The organism is Aureivirga marina (genome assembly GCF_015767265.1).
Lineage (GTDB): Bacteria > Bacteroidota > Bacteroidia > Flavobacteriales > Flavobacteriaceae > Aureivirga > Aureivirga marina.
Map to the genome: position 1 here is coordinate 316007 of NZ_JADPIB010000005.1, position 18179 is coordinate 334185.

The 18179-nt window shown below is 27.1% G+C and carries 21 protein-coding genes; 8 read left to right on the forward strand and 13 right to left on the reverse strand.

The genetic code is table 11. The features are described 5' to 3' along the window. Positions 1-24: 24 nt before the first annotated feature. The 4 genes from I1A51_RS12605 to I1A51_RS12620 form a co-directional block, all read right to left on the reverse strand. Entirely contained in the window at positions 25-561 is a 537-nt protein-coding gene (locus tag I1A51_RS12605) for a Crp/Fnr family transcriptional regulator (protein WP_196894424.1), read from the reverse strand. Further along, a complete protein-coding gene (locus I1A51_RS12610) occupies positions 558-992 on the reverse strand; it encodes an SRPBCC domain-containing protein (protein WP_196894426.1) in 435 nt (144 codons plus the stop codon). The genes I1A51_RS12605 and I1A51_RS12610 overlap by 4 nt, the downstream gene beginning before the upstream one ends. Before the next feature lie 84 nt (positions 993-1076). Next, positions 1077-2240, reverse strand: a complete 1164-nt coding sequence (locus I1A51_RS12615) for a glycosyltransferase (RefSeq protein ID WP_196894428.1) — start codon at positions 2238-2240, stop codon at positions 1077-1079. 165 nt (positions 2241-2405) lie between these two features. Further along, positions 2406-3329 carry a DUF2268 domain-containing putative Zn-dependent protease gene (locus I1A51_RS12620; RefSeq protein WP_196894430.1) on the reverse strand — a complete coding sequence of 308 codons (924 nt, stop codon included), beginning with the start codon at positions 3327-3329 and terminating at the stop codon, positions 2406-2408. A 176-nt stretch (positions 3330-3505) separates the two neighbouring features. Between I1A51_RS12620 and I1A51_RS12625 the strand changes: the two genes are divergently transcribed. Continuing rightward, a complete protein-coding gene (locus tag I1A51_RS12625) occupies positions 3506-4135 on the forward strand; it encodes a porin family protein (RefSeq protein WP_196894432.1) in 630 nt (209 codons plus the stop codon). Positions 4136-4206: 71 nt separating this feature from the next. Here I1A51_RS12625 and msrA read toward each other — a convergent pair whose 3' ends face one another. After that, positions 4207-4740: a peptide-methionine (S)-S-oxide reductase MsrA gene (msrA, locus tag I1A51_RS12630; RefSeq protein ID WP_196894433.1), complete on the reverse strand. Its 534-nt coding sequence runs from the start codon at positions 4738-4740 to the stop codon at positions 4207-4209. Positions 4741-4745: 5 nt separating this feature from the next. Then, positions 4746-5768: a threonine aldolase family protein gene (locus I1A51_RS12635; RefSeq protein WP_196894435.1), complete on the reverse strand. Its 1023-nt coding sequence runs from the start codon at positions 5766-5768 to the stop codon at positions 4746-4748. 44 nt (positions 5769-5812) lie between these two features. Between I1A51_RS12635 and prfB the strand changes: the two genes are divergently transcribed. Next, a complete protein-coding gene (gene prfB / locus I1A51_RS12640; protein ID WP_196894437.1) occupies positions 5813-6919 on the forward strand; it encodes a peptide chain release factor 2 in 1107 nt (368 codons plus the stop codon). Between the two features lie 67 nt (positions 6920-6986). Here prfB and I1A51_RS12645 read toward each other — a convergent pair whose 3' ends face one another. Continuing rightward, entirely contained in the window at positions 6987-7904 is a 918-nt protein-coding gene (locus tag I1A51_RS12645) for a DMT family transporter (RefSeq protein ID WP_196894439.1), read from the reverse strand. A 121-nt stretch (positions 7905-8025) separates the two neighbouring features. Here I1A51_RS12645 and I1A51_RS12650 point away from each other — a divergent pair, with 121 nt between their 5' ends. The 6 genes from I1A51_RS12650 (at position 8026) to rlmF (ending at position 12197) form a co-directional block, all read left to right on the forward strand. Beyond that, positions 8026-8205 carry a CPXCG motif-containing cysteine-rich protein gene (locus I1A51_RS12650; protein WP_196894441.1) on the forward strand — a complete coding sequence of 60 codons (180 nt, stop codon included), beginning with the start codon at positions 8026-8028 and terminating at the stop codon, positions 8203-8205. Between the two features lie 137 nt (positions 8206-8342). Then, positions 8343-8759 (forward strand): hypothetical protein, encoded by a 417-nt coding sequence (locus I1A51_RS12655; protein WP_196894442.1) that lies wholly within the window; start codon positions 8343-8345, stop codon positions 8757-8759. Further along, a complete protein-coding gene (locus I1A51_RS12660) occupies positions 8713-9207 on the forward strand; it encodes a glycine-rich domain-containing protein (RefSeq protein WP_196894444.1) in 495 nt (164 codons plus the stop codon). The genes I1A51_RS12655 and I1A51_RS12660 overlap by 47 nt, the downstream gene beginning before the upstream one ends. Then, positions 9204-10013: a hypothetical protein gene (locus tag I1A51_RS12665; RefSeq protein ID WP_196894446.1), complete on the forward strand. Its 810-nt coding sequence runs from the start codon at positions 9204-9206 to the stop codon at positions 10011-10013. Before I1A51_RS12660 ends, I1A51_RS12665 begins: the two co-directional genes overlap by 4 nt. Before the next feature lie 61 nt (positions 10014-10074). Continuing rightward, on the forward strand, positions 10075-11310 hold the full coding sequence (locus tag I1A51_RS12670; RefSeq protein WP_196894448.1) for a purple acid phosphatase family protein: 1236 nt from the start codon (positions 10075-10077) through the stop codon (positions 11308-11310). After that, the gene (gene rlmF, locus I1A51_RS12675) at positions 11310-12197 is read left to right on the forward strand and encodes a 23S rRNA (adenine(1618)-N(6))-methyltransferase RlmF (protein WP_196894450.1); all 888 of its coding nucleotides are present in this window, start codon (positions 11310-11312) and stop codon (positions 12195-12197) included. Before I1A51_RS12670 ends, rlmF begins: the two co-directional genes overlap by 1 nt. 90 nt (positions 12198-12287) lie before the next feature. On the opposite strand, the gene I1A51_RS12680 is transcribed toward rlmF, so the two are convergent. From I1A51_RS12680 to I1A51_RS12705, 6 genes are all read right to left on the reverse strand, one after another. After that, positions 12288-13682, reverse strand: coding sequence for a T9SS type A sorting domain-containing protein (locus I1A51_RS12680; protein WP_196894452.1), 1395 nt, complete (start codon positions 13680-13682; stop codon positions 12288-12290). A 16-nt stretch (positions 13683-13698) separates the two neighbouring features. Then, positions 13699-15096, reverse strand: a complete 1398-nt coding sequence (locus I1A51_RS12685; RefSeq protein WP_196894454.1) for a T9SS type A sorting domain-containing protein — start codon at positions 15094-15096, stop codon at positions 13699-13701. Positions 15097-15246: 150 nt separating this feature from the next. After that, positions 15247-15594, reverse strand: coding sequence for a hypothetical protein (locus I1A51_RS12690; RefSeq protein ID WP_196894456.1), 348 nt, complete (start codon positions 15592-15594; stop codon positions 15247-15249). A 174-nt stretch (positions 15595-15768) separates the two neighbouring features. Continuing rightward, complete coding sequence (gene ppk2 / locus I1A51_RS12695; RefSeq protein ID WP_196894458.1) at positions 15769-16557, reverse strand: polyphosphate kinase 2; 789 nt, start codon at positions 16555-16557, stop codon at positions 15769-15771. A gap of 6 nt (positions 16558-16563) precedes the next feature. Next, the gene (ppk2, locus tag I1A51_RS12700) at positions 16564-17466 is read right to left on the reverse strand and encodes a polyphosphate kinase 2 (protein ID WP_394369307.1); all 903 of its coding nucleotides are present in this window, start codon (positions 17464-17466) and stop codon (positions 16564-16566) included. After that, positions 17441-18178: a sulfite exporter TauE/SafE family protein gene (locus tag I1A51_RS12705; protein WP_196894460.1), complete on the reverse strand. Its 738-nt coding sequence runs from the start codon at positions 18176-18178 to the stop codon at positions 17441-17443. The genes ppk2 (I1A51_RS12700) and I1A51_RS12705 overlap by 26 nt, the downstream gene beginning before the upstream one ends. Position 18179: the final 1 nt, after the last annotated feature.

The window sequence follows — 18179 nt, forward strand, 5'->3', positions numbered from 1 at the left end:
TTTTTTATTAAAGATTGATTCAAATCAAGATTTTTTTAATCGAGACAATGTTTCTGGACTCATTCGAAGGTAATTTGCAATGAATTTATGTGGAATTTCTTGAAAAAGTTGTGGACTTCTTTTTAAAACTCGTTGGTATCTTTCTAAAGGAGAAGCAATCAACAAATCTTTTTCTCGTTCCATTTGTTGTAAAATATGATAAAGTAAAATGGAACCCCAAAAGGATTTATTCTCTTCTGATTTTTGAATAAAATTCATAAAAGTTTTTTTATATATTCTTTTCAAAGTTGTTTTCTTCAAAGCTTGTATGCAATAAACTGATTTTCCTTCATGAATAAACGAATCTAAAGCAGCTATAATATTTTTTTCATAACCAAATCGAATTGTTTTTTCTTCTGAATTATCTCTAATAAAAATTCGTAAACTTCCAGATATTATATAATACAAATTGGAATCTGTAGTATTTTCTTCTTTTAAAAATTCATTTCTTTTTAAGTAAATCTCTTCTTCCCAAAGTTTCTCTTTTTCTAATTTTTCAACTAAAATTTCAACCAAATTCATGAATCTTCCTCACATTTTTCTTTTAAAGCAATATTCATCAAATCAAAGCCTTGTTTTGTCTTTTCAATTGCTTTTCCTGCTGTTGCTACTAAAATTCCTGTAAATTTTTCTCCGTGAATAAATCTAGTTTTATTTTCATCTTCTGAAATCAACTCAAAATAATGCTCTCCATCAAAAACACCTTTTACACCCAATCGACCAATCCAACGAAAAACTTTCTCTTTTTCTAATTTAATAATTACAGGTCGGAATGTCATTTTTTTTCCATTTGGAGGCTGAATATTTACTTTTAATCGCTTTCCTTCTTTTTTTACGCCATTAATTTTAAGAATAAAAGGATTCCATTTTCCATAGTTTTTAAAATCCATTAAAACGTTCCAGATTTTCTCTGAACTCGCTTCAATAATGATTTCAGTTTTAATATGTTTCATTTATTAATGTAGATTATTTCCCTCCTAAATTACAAAAAGTTCTCTTTAAAAAAACATTAAAAATTCCTAAAACCTTCTATTTTCTTATTCTAAACAAAGCTCATTCAAATATCTCGGCTTCACCCATGAACTGATTATTTTTCGACTTCCATTAGAGATATCTGAACCTTCAATCAAAGACAAACAATTATTTTGCAATTCGTTATATTTATCTTGTGTAATGGAATTTCGAAAATCCTTTATCCAATTTGGATTTTTAAAACAAGTATACGTCATTCCTGATTCATATTTTACAATTAATTTACTAGGAACAGAATTATAAAAACCGATGGAAGGAATTTGTTGTGAAGCAGATTCTAAAAGTGTCATATTTAATGTATCTGTAGCACTTGGAATTATATTAAAATCCAATCGTTGAATCTGTTTAAATAACGCTTCATTTTTTAAATAACCTGTTACTTCTAAACTTGAATTTTCTTTGATATAATCAGTCATTGGACCATCTCCAATGAATACAAATTTGATATTATTTTTCACAAAATAAGGTTCCAAACGCACAATTGCTTCTATATTCTTTTCCTTTGCTAATCTTCCTATATATCCAAAAACAATTGGCTTTTCTTTAGAGATTACTTTTTTCTGTTCTTTCCGATAAGAAACAATTTTTTTAAGTGGAATTAAAGCAGTAATTGAGGTGTATTTTTTATTTGAAAAAAGGTTTTCAAGATAGGTTTTAGAATCTTCTGTATGATAGAAAATTTCAGAGCAATTTCGATAAACCATTTTATCAAATTTTCGTAAAACTTGATAAGACAGTTTTTTTAAAAAAGGAAATCTTTTTGGCATATATTTTTGTGCAAACAAAGGCATAAAAGTATGATAAAATCCTGTTGAATAAATATTATATCTTTTGGAAACTTTTGAAAAATAATAGCCTAAAACACCTTGAGTCGTAATGTGAATTAAATCCATATCTCCAAATTTATTTTGAAGCGTCTCATACCAATTAAAATTTGGAATTCCTTGTGTGATTTCTTTATAAAAAGGTAATTTTATTTTCACTTTTAAAGGCAATCCACATTCAATAATATTCTGATCTAAATAATTTACTTCAAAACTTGTAGATGGATATACAAAAATAAAATTCAAATCATGTTGCTTTTTAAACTCTTCTAACATATTTTGATAAATTGTTGTAATTCCATTTACTAAATTCCATGTATCATTTACAATTAGAATATTTTTCATCAGATTTCGTTTAGTTTTAATAATTAGTTCACCATTTTAAAACTTCAAAAAACATCTTTAAATAATTGTTTTTCAAAATTTTGAACCTATTATTAATTTACTACTTTTTTACGAATCTTAGAAAAAAACTAGCAATTTCACTTTTTCATTACAATAAGAAAATCATTATTTTAAAATGCCGCTTTTCTGTAAAACTTCACTAGGTTTCATCAAATAAATATCTCTCCAAGAATCTTCTCCATGTTTTTTCACATATTCTTCTACAATTCTAAATCCTATATAATATCCAAGAGCTCCAGGATAAATATTCATATATTTGTGTTTTCTATTAATCAACTTAATCGCAATTTCTTCATCGTTTAATTGATAAGTATTCTTTAAAATCTGAAGAATTCCTTTCTCATATTTTTTACAGAACAAATATTCTTTTTCTGTATAATTTAATTCTTCATAAATCTCTTTCTTTTTTTCATGAAATAAATAAGAAACATAACAAGCAAAACCTTCTCCAATAATTCGATGTAAAACTTTAGAACTTCCTTCTTTATCTTTTAATGTATTTGCATAAATTAAATGATTAATTTCATGAGGAAGCATATTAGAAATATAATCCAAATTATTTGTTGCTTTATTCACTAAATCTATAAGCATTGTTCCATCATCAAATCCTCCTAAATCAACACTTCCTGAACCATATAATAAAACCCATTTTCCTTTTGTTGAATAACCTGTAAACTCTTGCATTTTTTTGGATTTTCGATGTAATTCTTTTTTTAATCTTTCCATGAAAAGCTTATTTTTTTTATCTATAGATTTTTGTAGTAATATTTTTTTTTCAAAATGCATAGAAGTTAAAAATTGACGTTCATTCCCAATATATGGATTCCAAATATTGAAAAACGGTTTATATAAAGAATCTAACATCATTATTCCCCAAGTATCTCGATTCAACTCTAAATATTGACTTGCTAGTCGTAATTGTGTTTCTGAAATATCCAATATTTCAATAGGAGTTTTTGATTTTGAAAATTCACAAACTCTACAACCTGTGATACTTATAAAGAAAATTAATAATATAAACTTTTTCATAAACGCTTTATTTAAACTGTATTTTATTTTCAAAAATTAATTTTGAAATATATTTATTTTTCAAAAATAAACAAATGTTAATAAAACGTTAATTATTATGTTTTTTTTGATTTATGTCAAGATTATTACCTTAATTTGCAGAAAAATTTAAGAAAAACAAAAAAATTACTAAAAAAATGAAAAAATTAGTTACATCAATTGCATGTGCAACAGCCTTATTCTTTTCTGTAAATTCTAATGCTCAAGAAGTTGAATTCGGAGCAAAAGCTGGAATGAATATCTCAAGCGTTTCTGGTGACATTAAAGGAGCAAAGTCTAAAATAGGATTTTACATTGGAGGTTTAGCTGAGATTGGATTAACAGATAATTTCTCTGTACAACCTGAATTAGCATATTCTTCTCAAGGATATAAAGCAGAGGTTTCTAACACTTCTTTTACAGGAACTGAAGAAATCCCAGTTAACTTATCTTATTTAAATTTAGATATTTTAGCTAAATATTATTTTATTGAAGATGCATTCAGTATTGAAGCTGGTCCACAAATTGGATATTTATTAGGAGCTTCTCGTGATGGAGAAAGTGAAATTGAAATTTTCAACACAACTTATAAAGTAAAAGATCAATTTAAATCAATCAACTTTGGTTTCAATGTTGGTGCTAATTATGAATTAGAAAATGGATTAGGATTTAATGCAAGATATACAGTAGGATTTTCGAATATAGTAGATTCAGAAGATGCTGATGATGATTTCAAAATTAATACAGGAAATTTATCTGTAGGTTTATTCTACAAGTTTAATAAATAAAAGAAAATACCAGTAACAAATAAAACGCTTTAATCAAAAAGGCTATTTCGTTTGAAATAGCCTTTTATATATTATTTTATTTTAGAACCAAATTTCTTCAATAATTTATCCATTTTGGGATCAATAATCAATTGACAATATTTTACTTCTGGATTTAATTCATAAAAATTCTGATGCATTTCTTCTGCATTAAAAAAGTTTTTAAAAGGCGACACTTCTGTTACTATCGAATTTTCAAATACTTTTTCTTTTTCTAAAAATTGAATATAATTTTCTGCTTCTTGTTTCTGTTCTTCATTATGATAGAAAATTACAGAACGATATTGAGTTCCTTTATCATATCCTTGTTGGTTTAAAGTTGTTGGATCATGCATTGTAAAAAAAATCTCCAACAAATCTTTGTATGAAATTAAAGAAGTATCAAAAGTCAGTTGCACAACTTCTGCATGTCCAGTAGTTCCTTGACAAACTTCACGATATGCAGGATTTATAATATCACCTCCAGCATAACCAGAAACTACAGATTCAATTCCATTAATCTTTCTAAAAAAAGCATCTAAACACCAAAAACATCCACCACCGAATGTTGCAATATCTTTTCTCATAAATATTATTTTAGATTTTCTAAGATAGAAATTAATCTGTTAAACATTTCTTCAGAAATATCTAAATGTGTTACAATTCTTAACTTTCCTTCTCCCATTGAAACAATTAAAATTCCTTCTTTTTCCAATTTCTTTACAAAATCAGTATCTGAAATAGAATCATTCACATAGAAAATTACAATATTCGTTTCAACTGGTTCTACTTTTTTAATCAAAGAATTCTTTGCTAAAACTTCCCCAATTTTCTTTGCTCTTTCATGATCAATTTTTAATCTTTCTACATGATTATCTAAAGCGTAAATTGCAGCAGCAGCCAAATATCCAACTTGACGCATTCCTCCTCCGAAAAGTTTACGATAACGTAATGCTTTTTGAATATCTTTTTTTGTTCCTAATAATAAAGATCCGATTGGTGCTCCTAATCCTTTTGATAAACAAACAGAAATAGTATCAAATAATTTTCCAAATGTTTTAGGAGAATCTTTTGTTGCAACAATTGCATTGAATAATCTTGCTCCATCTAAGTGTAGAGGTAAATTATTTTCATCACAAAAAGCTTTAATTTTCTCAATTTCTTTTACATCCCAACAAGCTCCTCCTCCTTTATTTGTTGTATTTTCAATAGCAACTAAAGCAGTTTGTGGTAAATGAATATTTCCATCATTATGAAGTTTTTCTGCAACTTGTTCTACAGTAAACATTCCTCTTTCTCCATCAATTAATGCACAAGTTACACCTGAATTAAATGCAACTCCTCCACCTTCAAAGTTGTAAATATGTGCCCATTTATCACAAATTACTTGATCTCCAGGTTGCGTATGAAGTTTGATTACAGCTTGATTAGCCATTGTTCCTGAAGGAAAAAATAAAGCTGCTTCCATTCCAAACATTTCCGCAATTTTCGCTTCTAATTTATTTACTGTTGGATCGGCTTTAAATACATCATCTCCTACTTCTGCTTGCATCATTACTTGCAACATTTCAGAAGTTGGTTTTGTGACTGTGTCACTTATTAAATTTATTTGCATAATATCGTTATGAAAAGTTATTTTTGTAGTTCTATATTATTCTTATGATTACAAACGAAAACATACAGAAATTACAAGAACGTGTTGGCAAGTTAAAAACTTACCTTGAAATTGACAAAAAATTAATTGAAATATCAAACGACGAAGAACGAACTGCAAATCCGGATTTTTGGAATAATCCTAAAGAAGCGGAAACGTTTATGAAAGATCTTCGTGGAAAGAAAAAATGGGTACAAGATTATAATGCTGTAAAATCTGCTTCAGAAGATTTAGCGGTTTTATATGATTTTTATAAAGAAGGAGATGTCGAAGAAGAAGAATTACAAGCGCAATATGATGAAGCTTTAAAAATTTTAGAAGATTTAGAATTCCGAAATATGCTTTCTGAAGAAGGAGACAATTTAAGTGCTGTATTACAGATTACTGCTGGAGCTGGAGGAACCGAAAGTTGTGATTGGGCTTCGATGTTGATGCGTATGTATATTATGTGGGGAGAGAAAAATGGCTATAAAGTAAAAGAATTAAACTATCAAGAAGGTGATACAGCAGGTGTAAAAACTGTGACTTTAGAATTTGATGGTGATTTTGCTTTTGGTTATTTAAAAGGAGAAAACGGTGTACATCGTTTAGTTAGAATTTCGCCATTTGATTCCAATGCAAAAAGACATACTTCATTTGCTTCGGTTTATGTGTATCCTTTAGCTGATGAAAGTATTGAAATTGATATTAATCCAGCAGATATTTCTTGGCAATTTGCTCGTTCTAGTGGAGCTGGAGGTCAGGGAGTAAATAAAATTGAAACAAAAGCAATTTTAACGCACCATCCTACAGGAATTATCATTCATAATTCAGAAACTCGTTCACAATTAGAAAACCGTGAAAAAGCGATGAAACTTCTGAAATCGCAACTTTATGAAATCGAGCTTCAAAAACAAAGGGAAATGCGAAATGAAATTGAAGCTGGAAAAATGAAAATTGATTTTGGATCGCAAATTCGAAATTATGTGATGCATCCTTATAAATTGGTAAAAGATGTTCGAACAGCATATGAAACCGCAAATGTTGATGCTGTAATGAATGGAGATATTGATGGATTTTTAAAGTCTTATTTAATGCAAAATGGACAAAAAGAAGATTCAAACGAATTATAAAAAATAAATTTGTTTTTAAAATATATAAGCGTAATTGAAATTCAGATAATTATTTTTTGAATTTTAGTTACGCTTCGTCTTTTTTAGAAATAAAGAAATGTGTGATTATTTTTTTCGCAGATTTATATTCTGTATTCATTATAAAAAGTCCTCCAAGAATAATAATTCCACTGATAAAATGATAATGATATAATTTTTCATGAAAGAAAATCCCGAAAAAAGCTGTGGAAAGAGGAATGAAATTTAGAAAAATTCCTGCTTTCGGAGCTCCTGCCATTTCGATTCCATAATTCCATAAAAAATAAGCAATTGAAGTTCCGATTACTCCGATTCCTATTGCAGACAACCAAAATGCTTCCGAATAAGGAAAAGTAAAATTTTCGCCATAAAAAGGAAGAATAACAATAAAAGTCAGTAAACAAGAAAAATTCGTTAATAATGTAAAATGTTTATTCGGAATATTAATTGCAAATTTTTTCACAGCCACATTATACATTGCAAAAATGATACAAGCAGCTGAAATATATAAATCGCTTTTCGAAAAATGTACAATATCTAAATTGGAAAAATTTCCTTTTAGAATTAAATAAAATGCTCCAAAAAAAGCGATGATTACACCTAGAATATGATTAAAATGTAATTTAGTTTTTAGAAAAATTGTGGCGAGTAAAAGTGTTATTGCAGGATTTAAACTAATAATTAAAGCTGCATTAATTGCTGTTCCTTTGATTAAACTTAGAAAAAAGAATAAATTATATCCAAAAATACCAAAGAATCCGATAATAAAAATTCGTGGAGCTTCTTTTTTTAAAGCTTTAATTTTTGGTAGATTTTTAATTGTAAAAAGAAATAAAGCGAGAACACCAAAAACATATCTCCAAAATCCAGCTTCCAGAAAATTTACGTCATTCAGCATAATTTTGGCAAAATGAAAATTGAGCCCCCAAAGTAATACAACAAAAAATAGAATTAGATAAGCTTTCATTTTAGTTTGGTTTGTTACTTAAATTTAAAACTTAATCTATTCTTAATAAAACATTTAACTTTCTATTTTAAAAAATCAAAAGAAATTGTAATTTTAGAAAATGATTCAAAACCTCATCATAATGAAAGAGCAATTTTTCCAATGTCCTTATTGTTGGGAACAAGTTTCTATACTTGTAGATTTATCTGTTACTGAACAAAATTATATTGAAGATTGCGAAAACTGTTGTAATCCAATTCAATTTAAAATAAGAGTAAAAAATCAAGAAATTGTATCTTTTGATATCTTGGAGATTGATTGAATTTCAAATTCTTTATAATTATGCTAAACAACTTCAACTTCTCTTCTTTTTAAGAGTATTTAATTTTCCATTTTTATTTCTTTCTATTATTATCATATGATAAAAATTGCTTTTAATTCCTTACTTTAGCACCAAAAATGTCAACATATTCAAGAAATAGAAAAAAGAGAATTAAAGAATTTGAACTACGAAAAAAATGGAATTTTGGAATTGATCGAAAGATAAAACAATGGGATTTCATAGATATACATCAAATTCCTGAAAAATGGGAATCTTATCATGAAGTTGATTTTTATTGTTTTAATCAAAAAGATATTTATCTCTTTCGATTTCGGAAAACCAAAAAAACAAACTTCAATATCCATAAAAATGAAGGGATTGATTCACTTATTTATTTAATTGCAGAAGTTAATTTTGAAGATTTTTCAGATAACATAATTTTATTTGCAATTGAACAAATAGAAGAAATCGGAATCCCAAAATATTCAAAAAAAGCAATAAATATAAATGACAGAAAAAGAAAAATATTTATGGAAAAAAATTACAGATTTTGAATTAGATGATCCTGAATCAGATTATAATTTTACAGATAGACTTTGCAGAGAAAATGAATGGAATTATGAATATGGAATTCGTGCAGTTTTAGAATATAAAAAATTTATTTTTCTAATTTGTATTTCTGAAATTCCACTTACTCCATCTGACCAAGTAGATCAAGTTTGGCATTTACATCTTTTGTATACACAATCTTATTGGAAAGAAATGTGTCAGGAAATTTTGAACACAGAAATTCATCATGGTCCAACAAAAGGGAAAAGCGAACGACAAACTTTTTCTAATCAATATGAAATTACAAAAGAGCGTTATCGTCAAGTATTTAAAACAGAACCTCCATTAGATATTTGGCCAACTTCTGAAAACAGGTTCCATTATATTCACTTTGTTCGCATCAATAAGCAAAAAAATTGGATAGTTCCAAAAACTATTTTTGAAAAGAAATGAAATTATTACAAAAATTAAACAGTACAGAAACATTATTTCTGTTAAAACCAAATAGTGTCCATGTAAAAGAATTGCTCAGGCATACTATTATTGATTTGGTATTTAAAAATGTTTTAGAAATTAAAATTGAGGAGAAATTAAGTCATCCAAAAGATAAATATTTACGAACATATACTTATATCAAAAGAGGTGAAAAATTTAATACTTATACTCCTCTTTCCTATGAAAAAAGGTTTTTAAAAATTTTTGAGGATGATTTTTTTGAAAAAATTCAACTTCGAAGTTTTGTAAAAACTATTTACCAACAAATCTTTAGTTATTCCGAATTTAAATGTGAAATTAAAAAATCTATTTCTTTAAAAAAACTTTTTCTAAACTTTAAGGTTGATTTCTTAGGCTATTTTAATTATCACATTAGAAGTGGTGAAGGTTTTAAAGTTTCAGAAAAAATAGAATCTTATTTAGATGTTTTAAATTATACAATTAAAAATCAAAAAGATAAAAAAACAGAAAAATTAGAAGATTGTATTTTAATTGGAGCCAATATCTTTCTATTGGCTGATTTTCATCACGATTTATTAAATCAATTACAACAAAATATAGATATTCAATATGTTACACAAAATTATGAGGTTGAATATGATTTTGTCTTCGATACTATTGATTTAATTACATTTGATAGTATTGGAGATTCTGTAGATTCTGGTTGTTCAGGTTGTAGTGCTGGAAGTGGATGTATGAGTAGTGGATGTAGCGGCTGTGGAGGATGTGGCGGTTGCGGTGGATGCGGTGGTTGTGGAGGTTAAAATCTTCATTGAATTAAAGCAAATATAAGCGTAACTTTGTAGGAATTTAATAAACCAAATCATGATTAAAAAAATCAGTATTGCATTACTTTTTATTATAAGTTTTGCATTTTATAAAATTGATACAACTGATAAAACAAAACCTATAAAATTAGAAAGAGAGCCTTATTTACAAACTATTTTTGCTGATAGTGCGACAATTTCTTGGAAAACAAATAAAGTTTCAAAAGTTTCTTTAAAATATGGAGAAAATAAAGAAAATATGCAATTGGTCACAGGTAAAATTATAGATCAACATTTGAATGTTTTAAATGAAGTTGTTGTAAAAAACCTAAAACCAAGTACGAAATATTATTATGAAATTTATAATAATGATACCTTGATGGCTGGTGGTGATTCTTATTATTTTATTTCTTCTGCAAAGGAAAATACAAGTCCAAAATTTTCTTTTTATGCTATGGGAGATATTGGACAACCTAGAGCAAAAGGTGGTTTTCCTGATATTACAGCAAATCAAATAAATAAATTAGAAAATCGTCCTGATTTTGGAATTGGTCTTGGTGATATTGTTTATCCTGTGGGTGAAAGTAAAAAATATGATGCTTATTTCTACGAACCAATGGCACCAATTTTAAGAAATATTCCTTTTTATCCAGCTTTAGGAAATCATGATTGGTATTCAGATCCTGATGAAAATTTTAAAAGAGAATGGAAACTTCCAAATAATGAACATTTTTATACTTTTTCTTATGGAAATGCTCTTTTTATTGCCTTAGATTCAAGAGAAGGTGGATTTTATAAATTCAAAAAACAAAGGACTTGGTTGAAGAAAACTTTAAAAGAAAACCAAGGAAAATTCGATTGGATTTTTGTGTATTTACATCATAATGGAAAAACTTGTACTTATAAGAAAGACTATAAACATGTTATGAAATTATATGAAATTTTCGCTACAAATAATGTAGATTTTATTTTAAATGGTCATGCACATACATACGAAAGATTACGTCCATATGATAAAAATGGAAATATTTTGACACAATATTCTGATGATTTAAAATATCCTGAAATTTCGAATGGTTTTATCTCAATTACTGCTGGAGCTGGAGGAAAATTAAAAACTAGTTGGAATCCAGACCCAAATAATCCAGAAAATTGTAAAACTCCTTCTATTGTTTCAAAATTTTATCATAAAGGACATTTTACAACTTTTGAAATTGAAGGAAAAAAATTGATTTTTAAAGGAATTGATTCACATTCAGGTGAAGTTTTCGATACATTTACAATGGAAAAATAATGAACTCAAAAAAAGAAAAAAATAAAGGATTACATTCAAAAAATCTTCATAAAAATGGATATGATTTTGAATTGTTGATGAAAGAAAATGAAGAATTAAAACCTTTTGTTTCTTTAAATAAGTTTGGAAATTTATCAATTGATTTCTCTAATTCAGATGCAGTTTTTCAGTTGAATAAAGCACTTTTAAATTCGCATTATTCTATATCATTTTATCAAATTCCGAAAGAAAACCTTTGTCCACCAATTCCAGGAAGAGTTGATTATATTCATCATTTAAATGATTTAATTTCTACAAAAAAAAATGAAAATATAATTGGATTAGATATTGGAACAGGTGCAAATTGTATTTATCCAATCTTAGGATGTTCGGTTTATAATTGGAATTTTATTGGATCTGACATTTCTAAAAAATCAATTTTCAACGCAGAAAAAATAGTTAAAAGAAATAACGTTTTAAAAAATAAAATCAAATTTAGATTACAAAAAGACAGCAATTTTATTTTTAAGAATATTATTAAAAAAGATGATTATTTCGATTTTACTATGTGTAATCCTCCTTTTCACGATTCCAAAGAAGCTGCATTAGCTGGAACACAGAGAAAATGGAAAAATTTAAAGCAAGAAACAGGAAAATCAGATTTAAATTTTGGTGGAATTGATAATGAACTTTGGTATGAAGGAGGTGAAAAATCGTTTTTACATAAAATGATTAAGGAAAGTACTTTTTACAAAAAACAAGTTGGTTGGTTTACAACATTGGTTTCTAAAAAAGAAAATGTAAAAAGCATGAAAAAATCTTTGGAAAAAATGCAAGTAAAAGAAATTAAAGTAATTGAAATGCAGCAAGGAAACAAAATTACAAGAATTGTTACATGGAGATTTTAGAATCAAAAAATTAAGATTTTATATTATTTAAAAAAGAAAAACTTCCTAAAATCCTAGGAAGTTTTTTTAAACACACTAAATAATCATATTTTACTTTTCAATCATAATTTTTGTTTGAAAAGTCTTTATTTTGTTTGAAACTTTCAACATATAAATTCCTCTTTCTAAATTTGAGAAATCAAAATCGTCTTTATTTTTCAAAGAAATTGATTTAATTTTTCTTCCCGAAATATCAAATAGTTCTAAAGTTTCAAAATTTTCATTTCCTGTAATTTGAAATTGTCCGTTAGTTGGATTTGGATAAATTGCAAAAGCTTCTATATTTTCTTCTGAAATATTTAATCCACAAGAGTCAATAATTTCCTGTTTTGTATTACAACCTGGCGCATTTCCATCTATTGTGATAGAATTTACATCATTTATTAATAAAGGACAAAAAGCTTCGCACATTTCTAGTAATGGATTGTCTTCAATTTCTATAAAAGCTCCTACTTCATTTAAATTCAAAAACCCAGAAACTTCTGGTAAAATATCATTGAAATGAATTGTCAAATATCCATTAATCATTTCTATTCCATTAAATCCAGAAATATCTTCTAAAGCATCATTATCTCCAATCTGAATTCCACCCATAACTGTTGTTACACTTGCAAACCCTGAGATATCAATCAAATTTGCATTTTGTCCAACAAAAATATTTCTTCCAGCAGAAATTAAATTATTAAATCCTGATAAATCAGTAATTGCATCATTTTCATGAAAGTTTACATCTAATCCTACTTCTTCTAATGTATCAAAACCAGAAATATCAGTTAACATGTCGTTATCTTGAATTTGTAATTCTTCATCAATATAAGTTAAATTAGAAAATCCCGTAATACTAGTCAAACTCTCATTTCCAGTAATTCTAATTTCCCCATCATAACTTACGAGATTATTAAAATTTGAAATTGATGTAAGATTATTATTTTTTAAAATTTGAATAAATCTTCCAACACTTTCAAGATTATCAAATCCGTCTGTTGTAGTTAAACTTGCATTTAAAGTGATATTATAATATCCACCAATTTCTGTAAGAATAGTATTTGCAGGTAAAGCAATTAGAGCATCATTTCCATAGAAATTTACATCTCCACCAATATATTCCAGATTATCAAATTGTTCTACAGTTTGAAGAAATTCATTGTTTTCAATTATCAAATTATTTCCAACATAAACTAAATTTTCCAAACCTGTCAAATTATCTGTCAATCCAGAAGTTGCAATCCTCAGAATACCATTTATTTTTGTAATATTCTGTAGTGGCGTTAAATCTGTTATTCCTCCTCCAAGAAGCTGAATATTTCCTGTAATTTCCGTACAATCTTGTGGGAAATTATCTAATAAATTCTGATTTGTAAAACTATAATTCGTATCAGGACAAGCCTGAGAAAAAGAATAATTTATTCCAATCATTAAAAAAATAAAAAAAGTAATTTTTCGCATAGTCAACATATTTTAATCATTTCTCAATTACTATTTTTGTTTGAAAAGTTTTCGAATTATTCGAAACTTTCAACATATAAATTCCTTTGTCAATATTGGAAAAATCGATTGGAGTTGTAGCATTAAAACTAATTGATTTCACAATTCTTCCAGAAATATCAAAAAGTTCTAAAGTTTCAAATTGTTCTTTAGTATTAATGTAGAATTTCCCATTATTTGGATTTGGAAAAACAGTAAAAATATCGTTTTCTTCGTCTATAATTTCTAGAGTACAATTATCTAAAATAATTTGTTTTGAATCACATCCTGTTGCATTTCCTTCAATTAAAACTGTAGAAACTTGATTATGAAGAACTGCACAAAAAGCCTCACAATTTGTAAGAATCGGATTATCTTCTAATTCAAATTCTTGTTGAATTTCTTCTAAATTTTGAAAACCAGTAATATTTGTAAGAAGTGGATTATGAAGAATAAACATATGGCCTTCAAGAATTTCAAGATTATTAAATCCTGAAATATCATCTAAAGCTTGATTTCCTCCAATTGCAATTCCACCTTCAACTGAACTTAAACTATCAAAACCAGAAATATCAATCATATAATAATTAGAAGTAAAAATCACCTGATTTCCAACAAAAGTTAAATTATTAAAATCCGTAAAATCTGTTATTCCATTGTTTTGACTAAAATAAAAATCGCCTAAGACTCCTTGTAAATTATCAAATCCAGAATAATCAATTAAATCAAAATTTATAGCAATAGACAAATCACCATCGATTCCAATCAAATTTGAAAATCCAGTAACAGAAACAAGCGAAGCGTTATACCAAATTCGAAAATCTCCATCTAAATAATTTATATTATTAAAATTTGGAATTTCTTCCATAGCATGATTTTCATAGAAATAAATATTTCCTCCAATATTAGTAAGATTATTAAAACCATCTGAAGTAATCAAACTAGAATTATAACTCAATTCGAAAGAGCCTCCAATTTCATTTAAAACTGTATTATTTGGTAAATTAATAAGTAAATCATTTCCATAAATTTTTAAATCTCCCCCAATTGTGTGAACATTTTCTAGCTGTTCCATTGTCAATAAAGCATCATTTTCTTCAATGATTAAATTATTTCCAATTGTATTTAAATTTTCCAAACCATTTAGATTATTATCTAAACCAGTATTTGCAATTCGTAAAATTCCACCAACTTTTGTAATATTTACTAAAGGAGATAAATCTGTAATATCAGATCCAATTAACTGAATATTTCCTTCTATCTCTGTACAGTTTTGTGGAAAATTGTTTAATACATTTTGATCTGAAAAACTATAATTTGTATCAGGACAACTTTGTGAAAAAGAGAAATTTAGACTTAAAAAAAAAGTAATAAGCAAAAAAGCAATTTTATTCATAATTATCTCATTTACAGTTAATTATATAAATTTAAACTATAAATAAATGAGTAATTTGAAAAAAATGTTAATTAACTAAAAAAGCATTTTCAACACAGAATTGAAAATGCTTTTACACAAAAATTATTTGGTTTTTAGTATTCATTTTGGTTATTTATTCCTCAGATAAATTTGAATCATATCTTCAAAATTATCTACAAATGATTCTGGGCTTTTCTTTTCTAAAAATAATTTATCCCTTGAGTTATATTTGGAATAAATTCCTTTGTCACGATCATACTGCAATTTTCCTTGCACAAAAATTCTTTCTTCAAATTCTCTTAATGAGCTTTTTGATAAAAAATCTAATTTCTTTAAAGTGTTGGTGTCTTTGTCCAAGCGAAGCCAAAAATCATCTTGTAATTCTTTTGATTTTCTCACTGGTGTCGTGTCTTTGATCTCAAGGAAAGAGTGTCTTTCAGAGTCTAAAAAAGATAGCACATTGTAGTTGTTTTTCATAATCTTTCGTGTTTTAATTGTTTCAAATTTATATAATTATAAATATGAAGTTCCTTTTAAAACAACTTTAACATTATAAAAAGAGATATTTTATTTTTTTAACAATTTTATAAATTTTAATTAATAATTTATTAACAAAACAATCGTATTTAAGTATAGATTTATTCTAAATAATTAAACTTCAATATCTTTATCGTAAGGAATTGATTTTAAAATATGTTGAATTGCTTCGGTTCTTGCAGATGTTTTTTTATTTGCTTTTATAATCTTCCAAGGTAAGTTCGTGTTTTTGGTATTTTCGAACATTTTCCTTTTATATTCTGTATACACATCCCATAATTCTTGTGCTCTTTCATCCACAGGAGTCATCTTCCACTGTTTCAATGGATTATTCATAATTTCCACAAAACGTTTTTCCTGTTCCTTTTTAGAAATTGACATGTAAATCTTTACCAAACGAATTCCAGATTGAACAATCATTCGTTCAAAATCATTTACTTGAGACATGAAAACTTTATACTCTTCTTGTGTACAAAATCCATTTACAGGTTCAACAACAGCACGATTATACCAACTTCTATCAAAGAAAACAATTTCTCCAGCTTTTGGAAATTTATTTACATATCTCTGAAAATACCATTGTGATCTTTCGTCTTCTGTAGGTTTTGGTAAAGCGACAATTCGTAAATGTCTTGGATTCATTCTTTCTGTCGCTCTTCGAATTGCTCCACCTTTTCCAGCAGCATCTCTTCCTTCAAAAATGATGATAATTCGTTCTTCATTTTGAATTGCCCAAGTTTGAAGCTTGATCAATTCAACCTGTAATTTTTTCAATTGCTTTTCGTAATCATAATAACGAATTGCTTTTTGTAAATTATAAGAATTTCCATTATAAAGAGCTAATAATCCTCTTTTTGAATTTAATTTTTTTAAATCCGAATCTGAAATATGATTTTTTTCCATGGTAATTTAGTCTAATTGTTGAGATGAACGGAAATAACGCATTACAACGTTTGGATCTGGAGAAATATTGATGTTAGCATCTCTTTTTCCATCGTAATCAAATAGAGAAAGTACGTAACGAATACTTTCCAATCTTGCAGTTTGCTTATCATTTGTTTTCACAATAATCCAAGGACTATAAGTAGTATGTGTTTTACTAAACATTTGATTTTTATAGAATGTATAGTCATTCCATAATTCTTGTCCTCTTTGATCAACTGGACTAAATTTCCATCTTTTTAAAGGATTTTTTAATCTAGATAAAAATCTTGCTTGCTGTTCTTCTTTTGAAATGGAAAACCAGAATTTTACAATTGTTACGCCATCTTCATAAAGCATGTGTTCAAATTCTGGAACTTGCACCATGAATTTTTTATATTGTTCCGAAGTACAAAAACCCATCACAGGCTCTACAACAGCACGATTATACCAACTTCTATCAAAAAAAACAATTTCTCCTGGATTTGGTAATTCTTTAATATATCTTCTAAAATACCACTGTCCTTGCTCTTCTTCTGTAGGTTTTGTCAAGGCAACTAAACGCATTGAACGTGGATTTAAATGCTCGGAAAAACGACGGATAGAACCTCCTTTTCCGGCAGCATCTCTTCCTTCAAAAATAACGACTACACGCTTTTTGTTTTTAGAAATCCATTGTTGAAGTTTTACCAATTCAATTTGAAGAAGTTGTAATTCTTGTTGATATTCATATTTCTTTTTCACATAAGAAATATCAATTTCCTTTTCTTTAATAACTGCATCTAATTCTTCTAGTGATGTAGCTTTTAAAAAATCTTCTTTAGTAAGTTTGAATTGTTTTGTTTCTTCTGATACTGATTGTTTGTTATCGTCCATTGTTGTTGCTTGCATCTTCTACAATTACACATGTATTTGAATTATTAGAGATATTTAACTGTGCATCAGATGGAGAAATGTAATCAATTCCCAATCCTAGCCCCCTTAATATAAATAATAATCCTACAATAGCAACAAATATAGGGATAGATTTTTGAATTTTATTTCTTAAAGATACTTTTACAAAGTTTCCAACATAGATAGCTGTAGTCATTAAAGGTAATGTTCCCAATCCAAATAACAACATATAAAGTGCTCCTTCAAGTGTTGACCCCATTGAAATAGAACCGAATACAGCTCCATAAACAAGTCCACAAGGTAAAAATCCATTAAAGAAACCTATCAAAAATATCTTTTTTGCAGATCTTTTTTGTAAGTAAAAACCTAACCTTTCCTTAACTTTTGAGATTAGAAAATAAATTGGTTTAGAAAAATTGTATTTATTAAAAATTTTTACTGGAGTAACAGCGATGATAATCATAATAACTCCAATTAAAATAGTTAATCTTTGTTGGAATCCGGCTAAATATAAACCTTTTCCAATTGCTCCAAATAATAATCCAATGATACTATAAGCTGTAAATCTTCCAATGTGATAAGACAACGTTTGAAAAATTCCTTTCCATTTGTTTTTCTTATCAATTGGTAACATAAATGCAATTGGTCCGCACATTCCAATACAATGAAAACTTCCTAAAAAACCAAGTATAAGTGCAGAATATAGCATA